Origin of the sequence: Flavobacterium humi (genome assembly GCF_004745595.1) — a bacterium.
Taxonomy (GTDB): Bacteria; Bacteroidota; Bacteroidia; order Flavobacteriales; family Flavobacteriaceae; genus Flavobacterium; species Flavobacterium humi.
Genome location: NZ_SRLH01000003.1, coordinates 84,766 through 105,623, shown reverse-complemented (window position 1 = coordinate 105,623; position 20,858 = coordinate 84,766). Strand labels below are relative to the sequence as shown.

Here is a 20,858-nt window from a genome sequence, read left to right as displayed (position 1 = left end):
TAAATTAATTATTAAATGTTAATAGTTTAAAAAGAATAATTACCTGATAATCAATTTTCTGGTGGCACGAAGCTCGCCTTCTTTGATTTTGATAATATAAACGCCCGGCAAAAGGGAAGAAACATTTAGCTCTTTGGTCACGATTGTGGTTTGCATGATGCGTTTTCCCAATACGTCGAAAATCTCAATATCTTTAGGGGCTGTGCTTTTTGAAGTGATATAAACATGATCGTTACTGGTAGGGTTCGGATAAATGTTTAGGTTTTCAAAAGGTTGTTCCTGGTTTCTTGAATTCAATGTGGTATCCCTATTCTCTTGAGCGGTAGCGCCCAAGGAAAATAACAAAAGGAATAAAGTAATATAAATGTAATTTTTCTTCATTGATTCAAATAATAAAGTAAAGATATAAAATTATTTCAAATACTGTACCAAAAAAAATGCTCAAAAAATTAATTTTGAGCATTTTATAAAATGTTATTGGAATCTGCTTATTGCAATAAGCTTGTTCCGCCTACTGTAGACCAGTTTCCTGTTGTTAATGTAGCACCTGTCGCTGCTGCATTTGTTGAGAATTGCCCAGCAGGGAAAGTCACCACGATACTGCCTGTTGCTCCGGAGATATCGTGTGATGTAGCACTTATCTTAACGTTTGTTAATTTGATTTTTGAACCATTTACCTGATTGGTGTTGGTTGTAGCGTCCTGGATTTTTACAGCAGCACCTTCATAAGTAGTAGCACCTTCTGTATAATTTCCATAACCTGAGATCACTACATTGCTGAAATCACCGTTTCCTTCTTTTTTGAATTGGAAAGCATCGATTTCGATAGCACCAGCTACTTCAGGAGTACAACCAGCTGCTCTTTTTAGAGTTACGTTAGTTACTTTAGGGAAGAAAGCATTGTTGTTGTTTGAACACTCAATTTCCATTCCGAAGTTTCCTTTGGTAACCTGGTATCCGTACCAGTTTGAATTGTTTTGGCCTTGCCATCCATCTTGCCAGTCGAAAGCGTCATCAAAATTTCCGTAAGAAATAGCATTGGTCATGCTCACAGTTCCTCCGAAGAATTCATATCCGTCATCTGCTCCTTTGTAAGCTACCAAGTGGTCAAGAGTTGTACCTGAACCTACTGAGTAAAAAGTGAATGCATTGTTTTCTTTTGTTCCGTCAGCTAATTTTGCTCCGGCATATTCTACTCTAACATAGTTTAAAGAACCACCGTTATGTGCTGCATTTGTTCCGCCGTAAGACATAGCGTTTCCATCCTCTGAAGTAGAAGTTGTCACACCGCCAATAGCTTTGATTGGAGCATCCCCGTACATGATGATTCCACCCCAAGAACCTGGAACTTGTGATTTCTCTGTGAAAACCACTGGCTGAGAAGCGGTTCCGTTAATAATTAATTTTCCACCGTTTTTAACAACTAAAGCGTTGTCACCAGTCGTTTTGTCGCAAGTGATTGTTGAACCGGCATCAAATGTAAGAGTTACACCAGATTCGATTTTTACAATTCCTTTTAATGTATAAGTTCCTAAAGGATACGTTTTGTTGGCCGTGATTGGGCCTGTTATTTCTCCTGTCACTGTATTCGCTGTGGTTTCATCATCACTGCTTGTACAACTTGTAAAGATTGAAGCTAAAATTGCCAATCCGAAAACGATTTTTTTCATAAGTTTTGTTGTTAATTTTTTGTACTACAAATGTATATGGGCTTGTTTTTTTGTTAGTTATCTAAATATTATAAAAGTGTTATTTTAAACCAATGAAAAAGTAAATTTATCGTTAAGCCTCAGTGGTTTAGGTGTAATGAAAAAAAGCTGCCACCGGCAGCTTTTTTTATATCAATAGGCAAAATGCGTATTAAAAAGTATATCCTAAATTCAAAGAGAACCCAACTCCTTTTTTGTAGCTGTTTACCACATTGGAAGATTCCGAGATAGGAGCGTTTCCATTGGTTCCCAACTCAAGGTTTCTTTCCGGGTTTAAAATGTTGTCGGCAGAGAATTTCAAATCAAAATGGTCTGAAAGTTTGCTGCTCCATACAAAATCCAATTGTTGGAAAGGCAATTCATTGATGTGGTCCAAACCTCCTGTCCCCACAGCATAAATCCTTTTGCCGAAAACAGAATACACGAAAGTTACGGTGTTGCTCCAGTTTTTGTTCAGGTTGAATTGGTATTTCAAATCGGAATTGATCAGCCATTTTGAAGCTCCCTGCAAATCTCTTGATCTGTGGGTTTCTACCGAATATGTTGTGCTGCCGTCCGGTTTTGTGATCTGTTGCGGAACTTCCACTTTGGTTTGCATAAGCGAAGTGTTGAACCCTAACGATAAATCCGATAGATTTTTACTTAATCTTTCAAAATCAAAGATGAATTCCAATTCTGCACCGTAAAGAGTGGCGTTGTCTGAATTTAAATAGGTAATGATTGTACTTGTGGTTGCATTGGACTCAAAAGTTCTTTCGATCGGTTTTTTGATTTTCTTTCCAAAGAAACCTACGGCAAGCATTTCCTTATTGCTTGGGAACAATTCGTATTTTAAGTCAACATTGTAATTGTCGCTGTTTACCACATAAGGATTACCTTTGATGGAAGAACCGTCGGCATTGATATATTCAATCGGATAAGCTTCCATGATGACCGGTTTTGTATAGGTCTGGCTCGCCGCAAAACGGATGTTCGCGTTTTCAGACAATCCGTATTTTACGTTTAACGATGGCAAAACATATAGTTTTTGCTTGTTGATGACCTTAAATTTCTGATCAAACGACCCTTGCTCCCTGTATTTTGTCTCGCGCTCTGCATTTTCGGCTCTCACACCACCGTTAACTTCCCATTTGTCAGCAAATTTGAACAATACGTTTGCATAACCGGCATTGGTAATCTCCTTTAGCTTCGCTTTGTAAGTAGCATTAGAACTTTCCCTGAAACTGAAAGCATTTTGGCTTAAATAATCATTTAACTGAGCATCCAGGCTATTGATGGCAACCGTAAAGTTATTCGGGGCGAAATTATTGATAGGCGAAATGAAACGGTAAGAAGACTGCATTAAGGAAGCACTTCCGTTGTAACCGATATTCAAGGCGTTTTGTTTGTCACCACCAAATTTCAAGCTGTATTCTGCCATTCCTGACAAATACATATCGCTGTCAATATCAAGGTATTGCTTGATGAAGTTGTTCCCGGCGATCGAAGTGATGATGTTGTCACCGTCTTTCGTTCCTGAGAAAAATTTTCTGTCCGGTTGTTGGTAAGATGTTTTGGCAAACGAACCTCCGGCTTTGATCGTATGGTTCTTGTCAGATGTCAGGCTGTATTCCCCAAGCAATTGTGAGTTGAAATAATCCGATTGGTCCAATTGGTTGGTCCTGATGATCGATTTATTGTTGTTAGCCGATAAGTCAGCATAACCAAACTGGTCTTTTATCATGCTCTCAGTTGTTCTCAAATAGAAGTTGTTCCAGGTAAAGCTGGTTCTTTTTGAAGTATAATTCAGGCCAAGAAGCGTTGATAAGGAAGTCTTGTATTTGTATTCCGTGTTGATGAAATCATTTTTGTACACATACCCGGAAGGGTTGTTGCTGAAATTTCGTTCCACACCTTTTTTAACAGAAAAATTGTTGTCAAAGTTCAACGAAAGCAAGTACGAAAACTTATTGTCGTTTTTTAGCTGGAATTTCTCAACATGCAATAAGCCGATGCTTGTGTTCAAAGGGCTTTTTGTTTCCGTTACATCGAAACCACTTTTAAAAGATTCCAATGACTGCTCAGGAGTTAGTGTGTAACTGGAAGGTTTTCCACCCAATAATCCAGGCAATGCTCTGTCTTTTCCGGTTAAACCGAAGAAACCTTTGGTGTTGTCCGCGTCTTTGGAAATATTGAAATCAACCAAATTGTTGTCAGTAGTATAACCAACGCCTATAGTAAGTTTTGTGATGCTTTTTTGTCCTTTTGAAGTTGAAATATTAAAAGTCCCACCTGCAAAATCACCATAAATATTAGGGTTGAATGTTTTGTAAACTTCAATCACACTCACGATATCCGTTGGGAATAAATCCAAAGGGATAATTTTCTTGAAAGGATTGTTGGAAGGAACCGCAAGCCCGTTTACCAATAAGTTGTTGTATCGGTCTTCTAATCCTCGTACAAACAAACCTCTTGAACCTACTTTTGTGATACCTGTTATTTTAGTCAATCCTTCTTCTACATCGCTCACACCTTTTCTGGCCATTTCCTGGGCTCCTATACTTTGTTTGATCTCAACGGCTTTTTTCTGTTCCAATAATAAAGCAGTCTCTTTTTCACGGCTAACTGTAGCTTTAACTACTACATCTTCCATGGTAACGCTTCCCGAACCAATGGTTTCGTTTATGGTTTTTTTCTCGCCGGCTTTGATGGAAAACGGAACCGATTTCGATTCGTATCCAAGAAAACTGAAAACGATTTCATAATTTCCCTCAGGAATTTCGATGGCATATGTACCATTCATATCTGTGGTTGCACCAAAAGCCGTACCTTTGATGGTAACATTTGCAAAAGGAAGGGGTTCTCCTTTTAGATCTTTATCAGAAACAACACCCGTCACAGTTCCGTTTTGCGAAAATGACAGTAATGTGGTGAATAAGAATAGAAATGTTAATTTGAATTTCATTGTTGTTGTGTTTTAATTTGGTGCAAAGGAAATTCCGAAATGTAAAGTTGATGTTACTCAGAAGTTACGATTTGGTTTTCATTATGTTATGTAAATGTTATCAGATTAAATTTGTGTAACTACAATATTTTCTTTCAAAATATGACTACTTTTACGTCACAAAAAACAGATATTACCTTATATGAAAAAGAAAGAGATCAAGATCTTATTAGTGGATGATGAAGCCGATATTTTAGAAATCGTCGGATATAATTTGACTCAGGAAGGATATCAGGTATTTACTGCCGAAAACGGAAAAGAAGCAGTACAGAAAGCCAAAAAGCACATTCCCAATCTTATTATCATGGATGTGATGATGCCCGAAATGGATGGGATGGAAGCCTGCGAGATTATCAGGAAAACACCCGAATTAAGCAATACCATCATTACATTCCTGACCGCCAGAAGCGAAGATTATTCCCTGGTTGCCGGATTTGATGCCGGAGCCGATGATTATATTACAAAACCGATAAAGCCGAAAGTTTTGGTCAGCAAGGTCAAAGCGTTGCTACGCAGGTTAAAAGACGATGAAGCCGTAACCGAAAACCTGAACGTTGGGGATATCCTGATCAACAGGGAAGAATACAAAATCGTCAAAGACGGCATCGAGATCATTTTGCCTAGGAAGGAATTCGAATTGTTTTACTTATTGGCTTCAAAACCGGGAAAAGTATTCAAAAGAGAAGAAATCCTGGACAAGGTTTGGGGCAACGAAGTTGTTGTAGGCGGACGTACCATTGATGTGCATATCCGGAAATTAAGGGAAAAAATAGGCGAAGACCTGTTTAAAACCATCAAAGGGGTTGGTTATAAATTTGAATTGTAAATGAGTATAAACTTTAGGAAAACATATAAGTTTGCTGTAAAATCCTCTTTGTATATTACTCTTTTTGCGACTGGATTCGTATCGATACTGACGTATTTTTTCTTTTATTTCTCCTGGTTGTTTTCGGGGATATTCGCAGTTTCCATCCTAGTTTTTTCTTTTTTCATGCTTCAATACCGGGTTGAAAGGTTTATTTACAGAAGGGTAAAGAAAATCTACGATGACATTTCTTTCCTGGATTCCACTACCTTCAGGAACCAGGCCATCACTACCGATATGGCTACGCTGACCAGGCAGGTTAAGAAATTCGCCACCGACAAAAAACTGGAAATCGAAATGCTGAAAGACCGTGAAGAATACCGCCGCGAGTTTTTAGGCAATGTTTCGCACGAACTCAAAACACCGCTGTTTACCGTTCAGGGTTATATCTCGACCTTGCTCGAAGGTGGCGCTATGAAAGACAAAAACCTTCGCAAAAAATACCTCGAACGTGCCGAGAAAGGGGTAGAACGCCTGGTCTATATTGTAGAAGACCTGGATATGATTGCCAAACTTGAAATGGGCGACGAGAGCCTTGAAATGATCGAATTCGATATCATTGAGCTCACCCAAAACGTTATGGACCTTCTCGAGATGCAGGCCAACAAAAAAGACATCACCCTTAATTTCGATTCCAAATATTACCGGCCGATAATGGTTTTCGGGGATTATGAAAAAATACAGCAGGTGGTCATGAACCTGGTGGTAAACTCCATCAAATACGGGAAACAGGGTGGTTCAACCGAAATCGGGGTTGAAGATTTAACCAACAACAAAGTGATCATCAGGGTAACAGACAACGGTGAAGGAATCGAAAAACAGAATATTTCCCGCCTTTTTGAACGTTTTTACCGCGTTGACAAAAGCGGTGCCCGTACCGAAGGAGGTTCAGGCCTTGGGCTTTCCATTGTAAAGCATATAATAGAAGCCCATGACGAGAAAATATATGTGGAAAGTACCTACGGTGTCGGTTCCGAATTTTCCTTTACTTTAGAAAAAGTTGAAACAACTCCTTCCAGGTAACTGTCGTTTTCAAATCCTTCAAGCCTCTGTACAGGTCGATTTCCAATAATTTGTCCGATTTGAATGTGTCCTGTTTGCAATACGGCACCAAACCTTCCTTCTTTAGTTTTTTGGCCAAATATTCCTGTTCGTATTGTCCTGGCGTAGGAATGAAAAACGCCTTCTTGCCCAACTGCGCCAAATCCATTATGGTGGTGTAACCGGAGCGGCACAGCACGCTTTCACTTTCGTTAAAAGCCGTTTCAAGCTGCTGCGAATTCATATAATTGTAAAAAGTGATGTGGTCCCGCACGGCAACCGTCTGTTCGGGTTCGATCTTTCCTTTTACAAAAACAATCCGGCCTTTGTAGTGTTGCAATTCCTCGTCCAGTTTTTCTTCGAGCATCGTACGCTGAGGTTCCGGGCCCGAAAGGATGACCATCAGGTCGTATTTTTTATCCAGTGGTTTTTTGTGCAGGCGGCTGAGCGGGCCAATGTATTTTATATGCCCGTGCGGTTTGTCCAAATGCCCCAAATCTCCGGTAAGGTTGGGTGCGGTATCTACATCGGGAACCCAGCATTCGTCAAATTTATTGATGATGCACTGATGCATTTTGCTGGTAAGCCAGGTAGTGTTCCCGGTCATCACGTTCAATTGATGCGTGATAAATACAGAAGGGATTTTTTTATTGCGTACGCCCAAACGATTGTCGGAAATGACACCGTCTATAGCATATTCCTTGATGATTTTCTTGACCAGTTTCTTTTCGCTAAGGATGGCATCGATCATTTTCGGGCTGTTGGCCAGGAGTTTCATCTTAAAGAACTTGCCATTTTTAGGGTATTCGATATTGTAAGAAGGCAATTCAACAGATTGCAGATGGGGAAATTCCTTCCGCAGTAAATCGAGCGCCACTCCATCGGAAGCAATGACCGGTATGAAATTGTGGGATTCCAAAGCTTTAATAATCGGGATGCATCGTGTGGCATGTCCCAAACCCCAGTTTAAAGGGGCAATCAATATGGTTTTGTTCTTATTTTCCAAAGGAAGTAAATAAATTAGACTAAATGTAAAGATAAATCTATTTTGGGTGTGGTATATTTCCTTAATTTTACCAAAAATTTAAGTTTAGTTGTGGGAAGTAAAAATAAGTTAAAGAGGTTTAAGGAAAACGAAACGTTCGGGAATGTTTTCCAGCCAACCCGTGAGGAAGTGGTTTCAGGCTCGTTTGCCTTAAAAGGAAAATGGAACCAGGATTTTTTTAAGAACGACAATCCTGTTGTCCTGGAATTGGGCTGCGGTAAAGGCGAATATTCAGTTGGCCTGGCAGAAAACTACCCGGATAAGAATTTCATCGGTATCGATATAAAAGGAGCCCGTTTCTGGAGAGGAGCAAAATCGGCTACGGAACAAGGCCTGCACAATGTGGCTTTTGTGCGTACGCAAATAGAACTGATTGATCATATTTTTGATGAAAACGAAGTAGACGAAATCTGGATTACATTCCCGGATCCGCAAATCAAATACAAAAGGACAAAGCACAGGATGACCAATTCGGAGTTTTTGCAATTGTATAAAAAAATTCTAAAGCCGGACGGCGTGATGAACCTGAAAACCGATTCGGAATTCATGCACGGGTATACGTTGGGATTGCTGCACGGCGAAGGGCACGAAGTCCTGTATGCCAACCACAATGTCTACAAAAACGAAGGAGCTCCGAAAGAAGTGACTGGTATTCAGACGTTTTATGAAAAACAATATTTGGAAATTAACAAAGCAATTACGTATATTCGATTTAAAATAAAATAAACCATTCATGGGCTTCATTTTGCCGCTTTTTTTAGGTTTTATCACAGCAACCATTGGGATTTTCCCGCCTGGTTTGATCAATATGACCGCGGCTAAAATTAGTGTCCAGGACGGAAAGACCAGGGCCATGCTCTTTACTTCGGGCGCTTTGGTCGTTATTTTTTTCCAGACATTGCTTGCGCTTGTTTTTGCGCGCTATATCGATGCCCACCAGGAAGTTGTGATTTTGCTGCGGGAAATTGGTTTCGGGATTTTTTCGGTACTGACGCTGTATTTCTTTTTTTTAGCCAAAGGCCCTAAAAAGCAAGTCAAGGAAGAAATCAAGATCAAGAGCAAAAAAAGCCGTTTTTTCCTCGGAATGCTCATATCGGCCATTAATTTTTTCCCGATACCCTACTATGTTTTTGTTAGTGTGGGCTTGGCTTCGTTCGGTTATTTTTCCTTCCATTCCGCGGCCATTTATACGTTTGTGATTGGAGTGGTTTTTGGATCGTTTGCGGTGTTTTACGCCTATATCGCCTTTTTTAAGAAAATCGAATCCAAGACAGATTTCATCATCCGGAACATGAATACCATTATCGGTTCAATTACCGGATTGGTTTCGGCCCTGACACTATACAATATCATCAAGTATTACTTCAAATTCTAAGGATGGAAAAAGCCGACGATAATTTTTTTGAAAGAGTTTACGAAATAGCACGGCAAATCCCCGAAGGCAGGGTTACCTCCTATGGCGCTATCGCTAAAGCGCTCGGGACTGCCCGTTCAGCCAGGATGGTAGGCTGGGCGATGAATGCGGCCCATTCCAAAGACGACATTCCCGCACACAGGGTTGTGAACCGGATAGGGATGCTCACCGGGAAACATCATTTTGACGGGACCAACCTCATGCAGCAACTCCTGGAAAGCGAAGGAGTCGCAGTCAAAAACAATCAGGTCGTTGATTTCGAAAAGCATTTCTGGCAACCGGCGATACAGTAAAAAAGGCTTTTTCCTATATTTTCAAGTTCCCAAAAAACACCAGCAAGCCTTCGTATAAATTTTATTTATACCACTATCAACTTTGGCTCTAAGTTGCTTTGTGACTTTGCAACTTCTTCACTATCTTTGCAATCTAAAATCAGTTTAAATAAACATAGCTGAAAATAGAACCCAGACATGAAATTAGATAGAAAAGAAATCCTGAAGGCGCTGGAAACCATTTCCATAGCCGGAGAAGGAAAAAATATGGTCGAAAGTGGCGCGGTAGCCAATGTTATCACTTTCGGAGATGAAGTTGTTGTCGATTTGGTACTGCATACCCCGGCAATGCACATCAAGAAAAGAGCCGAAGACGATATCAGGAAAGTCATACATGATACTTTTTCGCCGGAGGCCAAAGTAAAAGTAAACATCAAGGTAGAAACCCCGGAAAAGAATGAGATAAAAGGTAAGGAAATTCCAGGGATCAAAAATATCATTGCCGTAGCTTCAGGAAAAGGCGGCGTGGGCAAATCAACCGTAACAGCAAACTTGGCGGTTACTTTAGCCAGGATGGGATTCAAGGTAGGAGTGCTTGACGCCGATATTTACGGGCCAAGTATGCCAATCATGTTCGATGTCGAAAATGAAAAACCCATTTCGATTGAAGTAGACGGCAAATCCAAAATGAAACCCATCGAAAGTTTCGAAGTGAAATTATTATCCATAGGATTTTTCACGGCACCAAGCCAAGCGGTTATCTGGCGCGGGCCTATGGCTTCAAAAGCATTAAACCAAATGATTTTTGATGCAGCCTGGGGCGAATTGGACTTCATGCTCATCGACCTGCCGCCGGGAACGGGGGACATCCACCTTTCCATCATGCAATCCTTGCCGATCACAGGAGCGGTTGTGGTAAGTACGCCGCAGGCTGTGGCTTTGGCAGATGCCAAAAAAGGAGTGTCTATGTTCCTCTCAGACAGTATCAATGTCCCGGTTTTGGGTATCATAGAAAACATGGCTTACTTCACACCGGAAGAATTGCCGGAAAACAAATATTATATCTTCGGGAAAGAAGGCGCAAAAAACCTGGCTGAAGACCTTCAGGTACCCTTCCTTGGAGAAGTGCCAATTGTACAAAGCATCCGAGAAGCCGGTGATTACGGTCGCCCGGCCGCATTGCAAACGGCATCGGTTGTCGAAACCGTTTTCGAAGAAATAACCAGAAACGTAGTGCAGGAAACCGTAAACAGGAATGAGAACCTGCCGGCCACCGAAGCTATTAAAATTACAACCATGGCAGGCTGTTCTGCTGTAAAAGGAAAATAAAATGACAAAAGAAGAATTAACACTAACTATTGAAAAAGCGCTGGAAGAAATCAGGCCTTTTTTGAATTCTGACGGTGGAGATATTACTTTGGTTTCAATTGAAGATGAAAAGCACGTTAAAGTCCGCCTGGAAGGGGCCTGCAATTCCTGCAGCGTAAGTGGCATGACCATGCGTGCAGGAGTGGAAACCACAATCAAAAAATATGCGCCACAAATAGAAACAGTGGTTAATGTAATGTAAATAACCAGGGCGTGACCCGGTCCCGTTTTTCTGGAACGGGACCGGGTCGGGTCTTCGGCTATATCTTTTTTTCTCCCGGAACCCCCGGAAGAAAAAAAGGATGCCGCCTCAACCCCTCACGCGAAAACCTTGCTGTCCAGCACCTAAATAATGATTGAAACAGATATACTTATAATCGGAGCAGGCCCTACCGGGCTTTTTACTGTATTTGAAGCAGGGCTCTTAAAACTCAAATGCCATATTATCGACGGCCTTCCGCAACCTGGCGGGCAATTAACGGAATTGTATCCTAAAAAACCTATTTTCGATATACCGGGCTATCCTTCGGTACTGGCCGGTGACCTGGTAGACAACCTGATGGAGCAGATCAAGCAGTTCCAGCCGGGTTTCACCTTAAACGAAGTAGCCGATACCATCCGCAAATTAGACGATGGTACTTTTATCGTTACCACAAATAAAGGAACGGAACATCATACCAAAGCAGTTGCCATCGCAGGAGGTTTGGGGAGTTTCGAACCCAGAAAACCAATTATAGAAGACATCGAATTCTACGAAGATAAAGGAGTAGAGTATTTTGTAAAGGATCCGGAATTGTTCCGCGACAAAAAAATAGTAATCGCCGGAGGTGGTGATTCTGCCCTGGATTGGAGCATCTTTTTGGCAGATGTGGCTTCGGAAGTAACACTAATCCACCGCCGGAACGAATTCCGTGGCGCTTTGGATTCTGTCGAAAAAGTACAGGAACTCAAACATGCCGGGAAAATCCACCTGATTACGCCCGCAGAAGTGGTTGGGCTCAACGGTGCCGAGCACCTGGAATCCATCGATATTGAAGAAAACGGTGCGCACAGGAATATCAAAACAGATTATTTTATCCCGCTTTTCGGTTTAACGCCAAAGCTGGGGCCAATTGCACACTGGGGACTGGAAATTGAAAAAAATGCGATCAAGGTAAACAATGCCCTGGATTACCAAACCAATATTGAAGGCATTTATGCCATTGGGGATGTCAATACCTATCCCGGAAAGTTGAAACTGATCCTTTGCGGTTTCCATGAGGCGACTTTAATGTGCCAGAGTGTTTACAATAAACTGAACCCAGGCAAAAAGTACGTGCTAAAATACACAACCGTTTCCGGTATTGACGGTTTCGACGGAACCCGGAAAGAAGCGGAAAAGCAGGTTGTCAAAGCAATAGAGTAACGGTACATAATACGGCTTAAAAGCAGCTTCGCAGATTTAATTGTCTGCGAAGCTGCTTTTTTTCTTTCCTTTTGCCGGTTCTTTTGGTTTTAGTTTAGGAGCAAGATCTTCTTCAGGCTCAATAACAACCGATTCATCTCCCGGATAATAGATTCGGCGGGTATTTCTGCAAAGGCATCGATTATGATTTATTCTTTGAATTCTTTCAATTTAAAATAGTAGCTTGCGGGCCAATTAGAACATTAATCTTCGAAATAAAAAATATATTGGGTTTATGAAAAAAAAATTACTTCTGTTTGTTGTTGTTTTAGCGTCTATTAGTTCTTTTGCTCAGTGCAATTACAGTTTCCTGCTGAAAGATTCTTTTGGTGATGGCTGGAATGGTGCCCGCATGAGTGTAAGGCAAAACGGAGTTACCGTGGCCACTCTGGGAGCTACTTTTACGAATGGTACACAGGTTACGATTCAGGTTCCTTTGCAGGACAATGTTGCTTTTGAACTGTTTTGGGAAACCGGAGGTTCTTTTCCGGGGGAAGTGGGGATTTCTGTAATAAATCCTTTTACCCAAACCCTTTATACAAAGCCTTCAAATTCGGGTACACCAAATACGGTATTGTTTTCTGCTATGGCTAATTGCCAGCAGCCTGTTGTCATATGTACGCCTCCCACTACACTTGGCGTAAATACCGTTGGGACATCAACTGCCAATATAACCTGGGTAAATCCTTCAGATGCAACACAATGGGAAGTAATGGTGTTTCCTGCCGGTTCGCCTTTCCCTACGCAGGCAGGGGTTTTTACTTCAACAAATTCATTCGCTGCCACAGGACTAAATTGTTCAACAAACTATTCTGTTTTTGTAAGGGCCGTTTGCCAGGAATCCAATCCTAGTAATTGGGTTGGGCCAATGGCGTTTCAAACATTAACGTGTATTCCACAAGCCGCTTCCGTATGTACAGGTGCCAATTCTTTATGTAGTGTGATCGGTACCATATTCCCAAATACAGTAGGCTCTCCTACCCAAGGTGCAATGGGTTGTTTGGGCACAACAAAGAATGCTACGTGGTTCAGTTTTTCAGCCAATACTACGGGTACGGTTAATTTGCAAATTACTGAAAATTCAAATTTTGACATCAACGCTAACCCAATCGGAATGGGGCAGGATGCGGATTTTATCCTGTACGGTCCTTATGCTTCTCCGCTAACATCCTGTACTACGCAGCTGACAGCAGACAAAATTGTAGCATGCAGTTACTCCGCAGCAGCAGTTGAGAATGCTTCTTTTACTATTAATCAGACGGGAGGTTATTATTATCTGATGGTAACCAACTTTGGCAATGCACCAGGATTTATTAAAATTAGCCAGACAGGCGGAACGGCATTATTGGATTGCCAAGGTTTCCGATTGAATGCTTTTCTGGATAGTAATGCTAATGGAATAAACGATTTAGGTGATGTTGCTTTTCCGCATGGGCAATTTGTGTATGAGAAAAACAATGATGGGACTATTCATAATATAGCGTCTTCAAACGGGTATTTTAATATAGTTGATGCCAACCCGGCAAATACTTATGATTTCGGGTATCAGATACATTCGGATTACAGTCCTTATTTTACCCTTGCAGCAAGTTCCTTTAATGATGTTTCCACAACAGCTGCAGGAATGACCAACATTAATTTTCCTATTACAGCCCCAACGGCTTATACGGATGTTGCTCTAAATGTTCTTGAAATGGGAGCACCTCGCCCGGGATTTTCGTATAAAAACAAAATCCTCTACACCAATAACGGGAACCAGGTAATTTCTAGCGGATCTTTACTATTTGTAAAAAATCCGTTGGTTGCAATTACAGCTATTTCGCAATCGGGAACTGTGGCCACGCCGACCGGTTTCAGTTATGCGTTTGCAAATTTGCAGCCTTTTGAAACCAGAGCTATTGATGTTACGATGACGGTTCCAACTATTCCGACGGTGCACTTGGGTGATATCCTGACAAATTCAGCGTCTGTTTCTATTTCCTCTACCGATGAAATGCCGGCGAATAACAATGCGTCCATAACACAGGTAATTATTGGGTCGTACGATCCTAATGACATACACGAATCGCACGGAGAAGAAATCCTTTATTCGAGTTTTACTTCGAATGATTATTTATACTATACCATACGATTTGAGAATACGGGATCAGCATCTGCCATCAATGTTAAAGTAAATAACATTTTGGATACTAAACTTGACGAAAATTCTATCAAAATAGTTGGCTCAAGTGCTAATTTAATCATGGATCGTGTAGGGCGTAATATCAACTGGGATTTTAAAAATATCATGTTAGCTGCAGGAGGTAAAGGTTATATCGTGTATCAAATCAAGCCGAAACCAGGTTATGCCTCTGGGGATATTATTCCAAATAATGCTTCGATTTATTTTGATTCCAACCCTGCTATCACAACCAATACATTCAATACGGAGTTTGTGTCACAACTTGGTGTTGAGGAATTTGAAAATACTTCCTTCCTTTTTTATCCTAACCCTGCAAAAGATTTCGTAACGGTTTCGCTAAAAAACGGGCAGGATAGTATCTCTAATATAACAGTTTATGATCTTTTTGGAAAGGTTGTTTTAGACAAGAAACCTTCATCAGCAATGCTGGGAACTATAGATTTATCCCATGTTCCTAAAGGAATGTATTTGATTGAAGTTACCACCCAATCAAATTTAAAAGTGATTAAGAAATTAATTGTAGAATAATAGAAAAGCTCCAGGTAATGGAGCTTTTTTTTTAACTATTTTAGTATTGTAAGAACCTGCAGCCTCAAAACCTATTTCTTACTCGCCATATAAACCCCAACCAGAATAATAAAGGCGCCCAGGAACTGCAATGTGTTTAGTATTTCCCCATCCAACAATCCCCAACTCATCGCAACCAAAGGAATAAAATAAGTGACCGAAGAAGCAAATAATGGAGAAGTAATCTGAATCAGCTTATAATAAATAAGGTTGGCAACACCTGTTCCTATGACTCCTAAAACCACAATAAAGAAAGTCGCGTGGATTACTTCAGGTTTAGTAGCTATACTGCCATAATCACAGCAAAATAAAATCACAAGAGCCGGGATGAATAAAACTACAAAATTGGCGGTAATGATTGCCAGTGGTGTTACATCAGAAAGGTATTTCTTAATCAGGTTAACATTCGTCGCATAACAAAACGTTCCAAGAACCACTAAGATGGCGTAAAAATAATGGGTTTCGCCATGAGAAGTATTTCCATAAAAAACCAGTAAGAAACAACCGCTTAATCCTAGGATTACCCCAATAATCTGGTTTCTTTTAAATGTTAATCCAAAGGCTAAAATGCCTAAAAGCATCGTGTATAAAGGGGTTAAGGAATTTAAGATCCCGCTTACCGAACTGCTGATTCCAGTTTGGGCATAGGCAAACAAATAGACAGGAAGGAAAATGCCAAAAAGTGCTGTTACAATAATATAGCGCCATTTTTGGGCCGGAATTTGGGCTAGGCTTCTAAATCCGATAAGAAGTAAAAAAATCGCCGCAAATACGATTCTGAGCGAACCCAATTGATAAGGATTCAATGCAACTAACCCTCTTTTCATAAGAATAAAAGAGCTTCCCCAAATCAGGGACAGCATTATAAATAAAAACCATTTGTTGTTTTTGGATAGCATGATTCGTTTTTTTGAATTCCCAAAATTCTGTTATTTTTATGAATATTCGAATGTTTTTTATATATTTTTGTCACTATTAATTGTACAACTAAATACATCATAATATGAAAAGTATCAAACTAACTTTAGCGGTTTTGGTTACAGTAGGGACATTGTTCGTAAGCTGTAAAAAAGAAACAAGTGAGGGCCAAACTACAGCAACGGCAACGGCAACAAAAGAAATAGCGAATGCCCAAACGACCAGTTTTACCATTGATGGGATGACCTGCGCGGTAGGCTGTGCCAAAACGATTGAAACAAAATTAGCCGGTTTGGAAGGCGTGCAGAAAGCCACCGTTGATTTTGATAAAAAAACGGCAACGATTGAATACGATGCTACAGTGCAAACCCCGGAAAAATTGGTAGAAACCGTTGAAGCTGTGGCAGACGGTAAAACATACAAAGTATCCAACGTGAAATCATCAGGCGATAAGGCGATGCTTTTCCAGGAAAAACCTAAAAAGAAAGCCAAAAAAGCCAATACTTCTGAAGCTTCGACAACGACAACTCCAGTTGCGCAAAAAGAAGGAGAGAAAAAGGCAGGATGCTGCGCTGGTAAAAAAGCCTGTTCTGCAGACAAGAAAGAAGCTGGCGTGTTATAATACGTAGCGTATCTGTTATAAAAAAGCCGGCAATTTGCCGGCTTTTTTATTGTTTTTTATTTCCATTTTAAGGATTCCATCAGGACACGCAGGTCGTTTTTGACATATTCGGCAGCAGGCAGGACCGAATCAAAGTTGGGCTTGGCATAAAAATAAACCGAACCCACCAGGAAATGTTTGGTGCTGTCTGTTAAGTAAAACTGTGATTGCGAAGCGGCATTCCCACCTACTTCATAAAACATGCCGTACGCTTTTTGGGCCTTGTTGATGTAAGGCTGTTCGAAAATCCCGTCTGCCTTGATTACGTGTTCGTAGGTAAGTTTTTGAGCGTCGCGGAGCAATAGGTCGATATTGCTTTTTACGGGCTTGTAATTAAGGTATACCGTAGCTTTGAGTTTCGGGTATTCGATCTTGAAATTGCAATTGTCTTCCGCCACAACTTTCCCAAGGGTGTTATAATCGAAACTATATCCGCATTTCCCGTCAAATTGCGCATAATTCGGTTCCGGGTAATTGAGGCTCAGGTAACTTTTCGGTTTGGGCAGCACATCATCCTTGCAGCTAACGGTGGCAACGGAAATGGCCATAAACAAGAATGGGATATAATATTTTTTTGACATCATAAAAAATTAAAAGGGCAAATCATTTTCGATTTCGTTGTCAAAAGTAGTGTTTTTTGGCGTTTCCGGCTGAGATTTCAAGCTTTCGGAATCTTTTTTGGTATTCAGGAAAGTGAATTCGGTAGCTTGTATTTCCGTAGTGTATTTTGTAGTGCCGTCTTCGGCTTGCCACTGGCGTGATTTGATCCGGCCTTCCACATATATCTTATCGCCTTTGGATAAATATTTTTCGCAGATTTCAGCCGCTTTGTTCCGTACCACAACATTGTGCCATTCGGTAGAAGTGATTTTTTCGTTTGTCGATTTATTGATATACACTTCATTTGTTGCCAAGGGGAACCGCCCTATGCAGTTTCCGCCTTCAAAATAATGCATTTTAATATCTTCACCCAGATGGCCTATAAGTATAACTTTATTTAACGTTCCGTTCATTGTGGTTTTATTTGTGATTATCAAAGATAAGGCATTTTCTTTAAAACTTATTATTCGCTATAAAATTGTGCAGTACGATAGGGAAGGGCAACTTATTCAGTTCCTCATAATCGAGCCCGCCTTCAAAAACCGTATCCTGTTGCATGCGCCAAAAGGTAATATGCAAATGCTGATGGGATAATTTATGGGTAACTGTTTCAGATTCCAGTAAAGTAATGTGTGAAGCCCCGCTGATTTTCTTTTCGATGGATTCCAAAACCTTTTCTCCTGATACAGGGGTTTCCGTTTCAATGACCGGGAATTCGTATAAATTGTGCCAAATCCCTTTTGAAGTCCGCTGGTTTACCGTTGTTTTGTTTTCGTTGTCCAGGATAAACAAATAATGGAAGAACCGGTCCTTTATTTTCATTTTTTTGATTTTTACGGGAAGTTCGGCTACTTTTTTTAAGGATAAAGCCTGGCAACTCTCGTTTAAAGGACAAAGGCTGCAATCCGGGTTTTTAGGGACGCATTGCAAGGCTCCAAATTCCATAATGGCCTGGTTGAATAAGGCCGGATTTTCGGTATCCAGGACTTCCTGCGCCAGGAGTGTAAATTCTTTTTTGGCTTTTGGCGAGGCAATATCGGTGCTGACATTAAAATATCGGGACAAAACACGGTACACATTTCCATCTACAACGGGCACGGCTTCATTATAGGAGAAAGAAGCGATGGCTGCCGCGGTGTATTCTCCTACACCTTTTAATTGCAGCAAAGATTTGTAATCCGGAGGAAAAATCCCGTTAAGGTTTCCGGCAATATGTTTTGCAGTAGCATGCAGGTTGCGAGCACGGGAATAGTAACCCAATCCCTGCCAGAGTTTAAGGACTTGCTCTTCGCTGGCGTGGGCCAAATCAAAAACGGTTGGGAAAGCCTCTGTAAAAGCCAAATAATAGGGCAATCCCTGCGCCACTCGCGTTTGCTGGAGCATGATTTCCGAGAGCCAAATCGGGTACGGATTGGCCGTTTTTCGCCATGGCAAATCACGTTTGTTTTCTAAATACCACGTTGTTAATATTTTACTAAAATTCATTGTTAAGAATTGGTTAGCAAAAATAAATGTTTATGTGATTAAATTTTAATCGATTATGCTTGAATTTTTGTTTATTTAATTTATATATTTGCAAACTCAAAAAATTATTTAAACTTAATTACGAATAAAAATGACAAAAGCAGATATCGTAGCTAAAATCGCAGAAAAATTAGGACTTGAAAAAGGAGATGTACAGGCTACAGTGGAGTCTTTTATGGACGAAGTGAAAAACTCATTAGAAACGGGTGATAATGTTTACTTAAGAGGTTTTGGAAGTTTCATCATCAAAACCAGAGCAGAAAAAACAGGAAGAAATATTTCCAAGAATACAACAATCAAAATTCCTGCTCACAATATTCCTGCATTTAAACCTGCTAAGGTATTCGTAGAAGGAGTTAAAACGAATAATGACGCAAAATAATTTATTAATAATCAATAAAACTACAAATTATGCCAAGTGGTAAAAAAAGAAAAAGACATAAGGTAGCGACTCACAAACGTAAAAAGAGAGCGAGAGCTAACCGTCACAAAAAGAAAAAGTAGTTTAAAACTACTTTTTTCTTTTTAAACGTTCATTGAAATTGAAACATTCCGGGGGTTATGTAAGAATATCGATTTAAGATTTAAGAGTTTTCTGCCATCTGCGCTATCTGAATTCTGAAATAACGGCAAATCGGTTTGTTTCGTCGGGTAAAATACCTGTAAAATGTTTAATCCATCTGTTCGTTTCGGCGAATGGATAAAAATTTACACATGAATAAAGAATTAATCATTAGATCTGGTTCTGAAGCTGTAGATTTTGCCTTATTAAAAGATGGAAAACTAATTGAATTACACAAGGAAGAAGAAACAAGCAACTTTCAGGTGGGTGATATTTTTATCGCCAAGATCAGAAAACCTGTTGCTGGCCTGAATGCAGCTTTTGTAAATGTCGGCTTCGAAAAAGACGCCTTTTTGCATTACCATGATTTAGGGCCTAACCTGGCTTCCCAACTGAAATTCATAAAACTTGTAAGCGCAGGTAAAATAAAAGATTTCTCCCTTAAAAGTTTCCCTTTTGAAAAAGAGATTGACAAAGACGGTGTGATTACCGATGTAATCAGCGCCAACCAGTCAATTTTGGTACAAGTGGTCAAAGAACCGATATCGACCAAAGGCCCGAGGATAAGCTCAGAGCTTTCCCTGGCAGGAAGATTTATCGTTTTAGTCCCTTTTTCCGACAGGGTTTCTATTTCTCAGAAAATAGATTCAAAAGAAGAAAAAGACAGATTGAAACGCCTTGTGCAATCTATCAAACCAAAAGGATTCGGGGTTATTGTCCGTACAGTAGCCGAAGGCAAAAAAGTCGCAGAAATAGACAAAGACTTGCAAAATTTGATGGACAAATGGACATTAATGTGCAAACGAATTCCAACAGCGCATCATCCGTCAAAAGTGCTGGGAGAGCTCAACAGGGCGTCCTCGATATTACGGGATGTCTTCAATGACACTTTCAGCGGAATAGTAATTGATGATGTGGAACTGTTCCACGAAACAAAGGAGTACATCCAACAGATTGCTCCAAGTAAAGAATCTATGGTGAAGCTTTATCAGTCTAAAGACACGCCGCTTTTTGAGAAATACAGTATTGAAAGACAGATTAAGACTTCTTTTGGTAAAACCGTCTCCATGAGCAAAGGTGCCTATTTAATTATAGAACATACCGAAGCCATGCACGTTATCGATGTTAACAGCGGAAACCGCTCCAATAAAGCGACCAATCAGGAAGATACCGCTCTGGAAGTAAACATGATCGCTGCCGCAGAAGTGGCACGTCAATTACGTTTACGCGATATGGGCGGAATCATTGTCGTCGATTTTATCGATATGTCGAATCCGGATAACCGGAAAGTGCTGTATGATTTCTTGAAAGAAGAAATGAGCGACGATAAAGCCAAACACAAAATATTGCCTCCAAGTAAATTCGGACTGGTACAAATTACCAGGCAAAGGGTTCGTCCGGAGGTCAATATCAAAACACGGGAAGAAGATCCTAACAATGAAAACGGCGAAATTGAAGCGCCTATTCTAATCATTGATAAAATCGCTTCCGATCTAGAACGCATTGTAAAGCTGCAAAACAAAGTGATACTTAACGTACACCCGTTCATCGCAGCCTACCTTACAAAAGGTTTTCCATCAATACGCTCAAAATGGTTTTTTGAGTATAAAAAATGGGTGAAAATCATACCTCGTGACGCTTACACGTATTTAGAATATAAGTTTTTCGATAAAAACGGAAATTCTATAAAAGACTAACAAAGA

20 protein-coding genes are annotated in these 20,858 nt (G+C 40.3%); 12 read left to right on the top strand and 8 right to left on the bottom strand.

Annotation, left to right across the window (positions count from 1 at the left end):
- Positions 1-39: 39 nt before the first annotated feature.
- From E4635_RS05835 to E4635_RS05825, 3 genes are all read right to left on the bottom strand, one after another.
- On the bottom strand, positions 40-381 hold the full coding sequence (locus tag E4635_RS05835) for a T9SS type A sorting domain-containing protein (protein ID WP_135525691.1): 342 nt from the start codon (positions 379-381) through the stop codon (positions 40-42).
- Positions 382-488: 107 nt separating this feature from the next.
- On the bottom strand, positions 489-1,670 hold the full coding sequence (locus E4635_RS05830) for a hypothetical protein (protein WP_135525690.1): 1,182 nt from the start codon (positions 1,668-1,670) through the stop codon (positions 489-491).
- Positions 1,671-1,860: 190 nt separating this feature from the next.
- The gene (locus E4635_RS05825; RefSeq protein WP_135525689.1) at positions 1,861-4,653 is read right to left on the bottom strand and encodes a TonB-dependent receptor; all 2,793 of its coding nucleotides are present in this window, start codon (positions 4,651-4,653) and stop codon (positions 1,861-1,863) included.
- Between the two features lie 181 nt (positions 4,654-4,834).
- On the opposite strand from E4635_RS05825, the gene E4635_RS05820 reads away from it, so the two are divergent.
- Together E4635_RS05820 and E4635_RS05815 are read left to right on the top strand one after the other, a co-directional pair.
- Positions 4,835-5,518, top strand: a complete 684-nt coding sequence (locus tag E4635_RS05820) for a response regulator transcription factor (RefSeq protein WP_135525688.1) — start codon at positions 4,835-4,837, stop codon at positions 5,516-5,518.
- Complete coding sequence (locus E4635_RS05815) at positions 5,519-6,580, top strand: sensor histidine kinase (protein WP_135525687.1); 1,062 nt, start codon at positions 5,519-5,521, stop codon at positions 6,578-6,580. It abuts the gene before it with no gap.
- Here the strand turns inward: E4635_RS05815 and E4635_RS05810 are convergent.
- Positions 6,543-7,604, bottom strand: a complete 1,062-nt coding sequence (locus E4635_RS05810; protein ID WP_135525686.1) for a glycosyltransferase — start codon at positions 7,602-7,604, stop codon at positions 6,543-6,545. The two genes, E4635_RS05815 and E4635_RS05810, sit on opposite strands and share 38 nt — an antisense overlap.
- Positions 7,605-7,694: 90 nt before the next feature.
- Here E4635_RS05810 and trmB point away from each other — a divergent pair, with 90 nt between their 5' ends.
- The 7 genes from trmB (at position 7,695) to E4635_RS05775 (ending at position 14,851) form a co-directional block, all read left to right on the top strand.
- Positions 7,695-8,369, top strand: coding sequence for a tRNA (guanosine(46)-N7)-methyltransferase TrmB (trmB, locus tag E4635_RS05805; protein ID WP_135525685.1), 675 nt, complete (start codon positions 7,695-7,697; stop codon positions 8,367-8,369).
- Between the two features lie 7 nt (positions 8,370-8,376).
- Positions 8,377-9,018 (top strand): lysine transporter LysE, encoded by a 642-nt coding sequence (locus tag E4635_RS05800; protein WP_135525684.1) that lies wholly within the window; start codon positions 8,377-8,379, stop codon positions 9,016-9,018.
- 2 nt (positions 9,019-9,020) lie between these two features.
- Positions 9,021-9,350 (top strand): MGMT family protein, encoded by a 330-nt coding sequence (locus tag E4635_RS05795; protein ID WP_135525683.1) that lies wholly within the window; start codon positions 9,021-9,023, stop codon positions 9,348-9,350.
- Positions 9,351-9,527: 177 nt separating this feature from the next.
- Complete coding sequence (locus E4635_RS05790; RefSeq protein ID WP_135525682.1) at positions 9,528-10,658, top strand: Mrp/NBP35 family ATP-binding protein; 1,131 nt, start codon at positions 9,528-9,530, stop codon at positions 10,656-10,658.
- 1 nt (position 10,659) lies between these two features.
- A complete protein-coding gene (locus E4635_RS05785; RefSeq protein WP_135525681.1) occupies positions 10,660-10,899 on the top strand; it encodes a NifU family protein in 240 nt (79 codons plus the stop codon).
- A 150-nt stretch (positions 10,900-11,049) separates the two neighbouring features.
- Positions 11,050-12,102 carry an NAD(P)/FAD-dependent oxidoreductase gene (locus E4635_RS05780; protein ID WP_135525680.1) on the top strand — a complete coding sequence of 351 codons (1,053 nt, stop codon included), beginning with the start codon at positions 11,050-11,052 and terminating at the stop codon, positions 12,100-12,102.
- A 274-nt stretch (positions 12,103-12,376) separates the two neighbouring features.
- Positions 12,377-14,851 (top strand): T9SS type A sorting domain-containing protein, encoded by a 2,475-nt coding sequence (locus E4635_RS05775; protein WP_135525679.1) that lies wholly within the window; start codon positions 12,377-12,379, stop codon positions 14,849-14,851.
- 71 nt (positions 14,852-14,922) lie between these two features.
- Here the strand turns inward: E4635_RS05775 and E4635_RS05770 are convergent, their stop codons facing one another.
- Positions 14,923-15,789: a DMT family transporter gene (locus tag E4635_RS05770; protein WP_135525678.1), complete on the bottom strand. Its 867-nt coding sequence runs from the start codon at positions 15,787-15,789 to the stop codon at positions 14,923-14,925.
- Between the two features lie 104 nt (positions 15,790-15,893).
- Here E4635_RS05770 and E4635_RS05765 point away from each other — a divergent pair, with 104 nt between their 5' ends.
- Positions 15,894-16,430 (top strand): heavy-metal-associated domain-containing protein, encoded by a 537-nt coding sequence (locus E4635_RS05765; RefSeq protein ID WP_135525677.1) that lies wholly within the window; start codon positions 15,894-15,896, stop codon positions 16,428-16,430.
- 56 nt (positions 16,431-16,486) lie between these two features.
- On the opposite strand, the gene gldD is transcribed toward E4635_RS05765, so the two are convergent.
- The 3 genes from gldD to mutY are packed head-to-tail and all read right to left on the bottom strand — an operon-like array spanning position 16,487 to position 18,554.
- Positions 16,487-17,050, bottom strand: coding sequence for a gliding motility lipoprotein GldD (gldD, locus tag E4635_RS05760; protein ID WP_135526015.1), 564 nt, complete (start codon positions 17,048-17,050; stop codon positions 16,487-16,489).
- Positions 17,051-17,059: 9 nt separating this feature from the next.
- Positions 17,060-17,482 (bottom strand): single-stranded DNA-binding protein, encoded by a 423-nt coding sequence (locus tag E4635_RS05755; protein ID WP_135525676.1) that lies wholly within the window; start codon positions 17,480-17,482, stop codon positions 17,060-17,062.
- A 40-nt stretch (positions 17,483-17,522) separates the two neighbouring features.
- The gene (gene mutY / locus E4635_RS05750; protein ID WP_135525675.1) at positions 17,523-18,554 is read right to left on the bottom strand and encodes an A/G-specific adenine glycosylase; all 1,032 of its coding nucleotides are present in this window, start codon (positions 18,552-18,554) and stop codon (positions 17,523-17,525) included.
- Positions 18,555-18,684: 130 nt separating this feature from the next.
- Between mutY and E4635_RS05745 the strand changes: the two genes are divergently transcribed.
- Both E4635_RS05745 and E4635_RS05740 read left to right on the top strand, forming a co-directional pair.
- On the top strand, positions 18,685-18,975 hold the full coding sequence (locus E4635_RS05745) for an HU family DNA-binding protein (protein WP_135525674.1): 291 nt from the start codon (positions 18,685-18,687) through the stop codon (positions 18,973-18,975).
- A 332-nt stretch (positions 18,976-19,307) separates the two neighbouring features.
- Positions 19,308-20,852, top strand: coding sequence for an Rne/Rng family ribonuclease (locus tag E4635_RS05740; RefSeq protein WP_135525673.1), 1,545 nt, complete (start codon positions 19,308-19,310; stop codon positions 20,850-20,852).
- Positions 20,853-20,858: the final 6 nt, after the last annotated feature.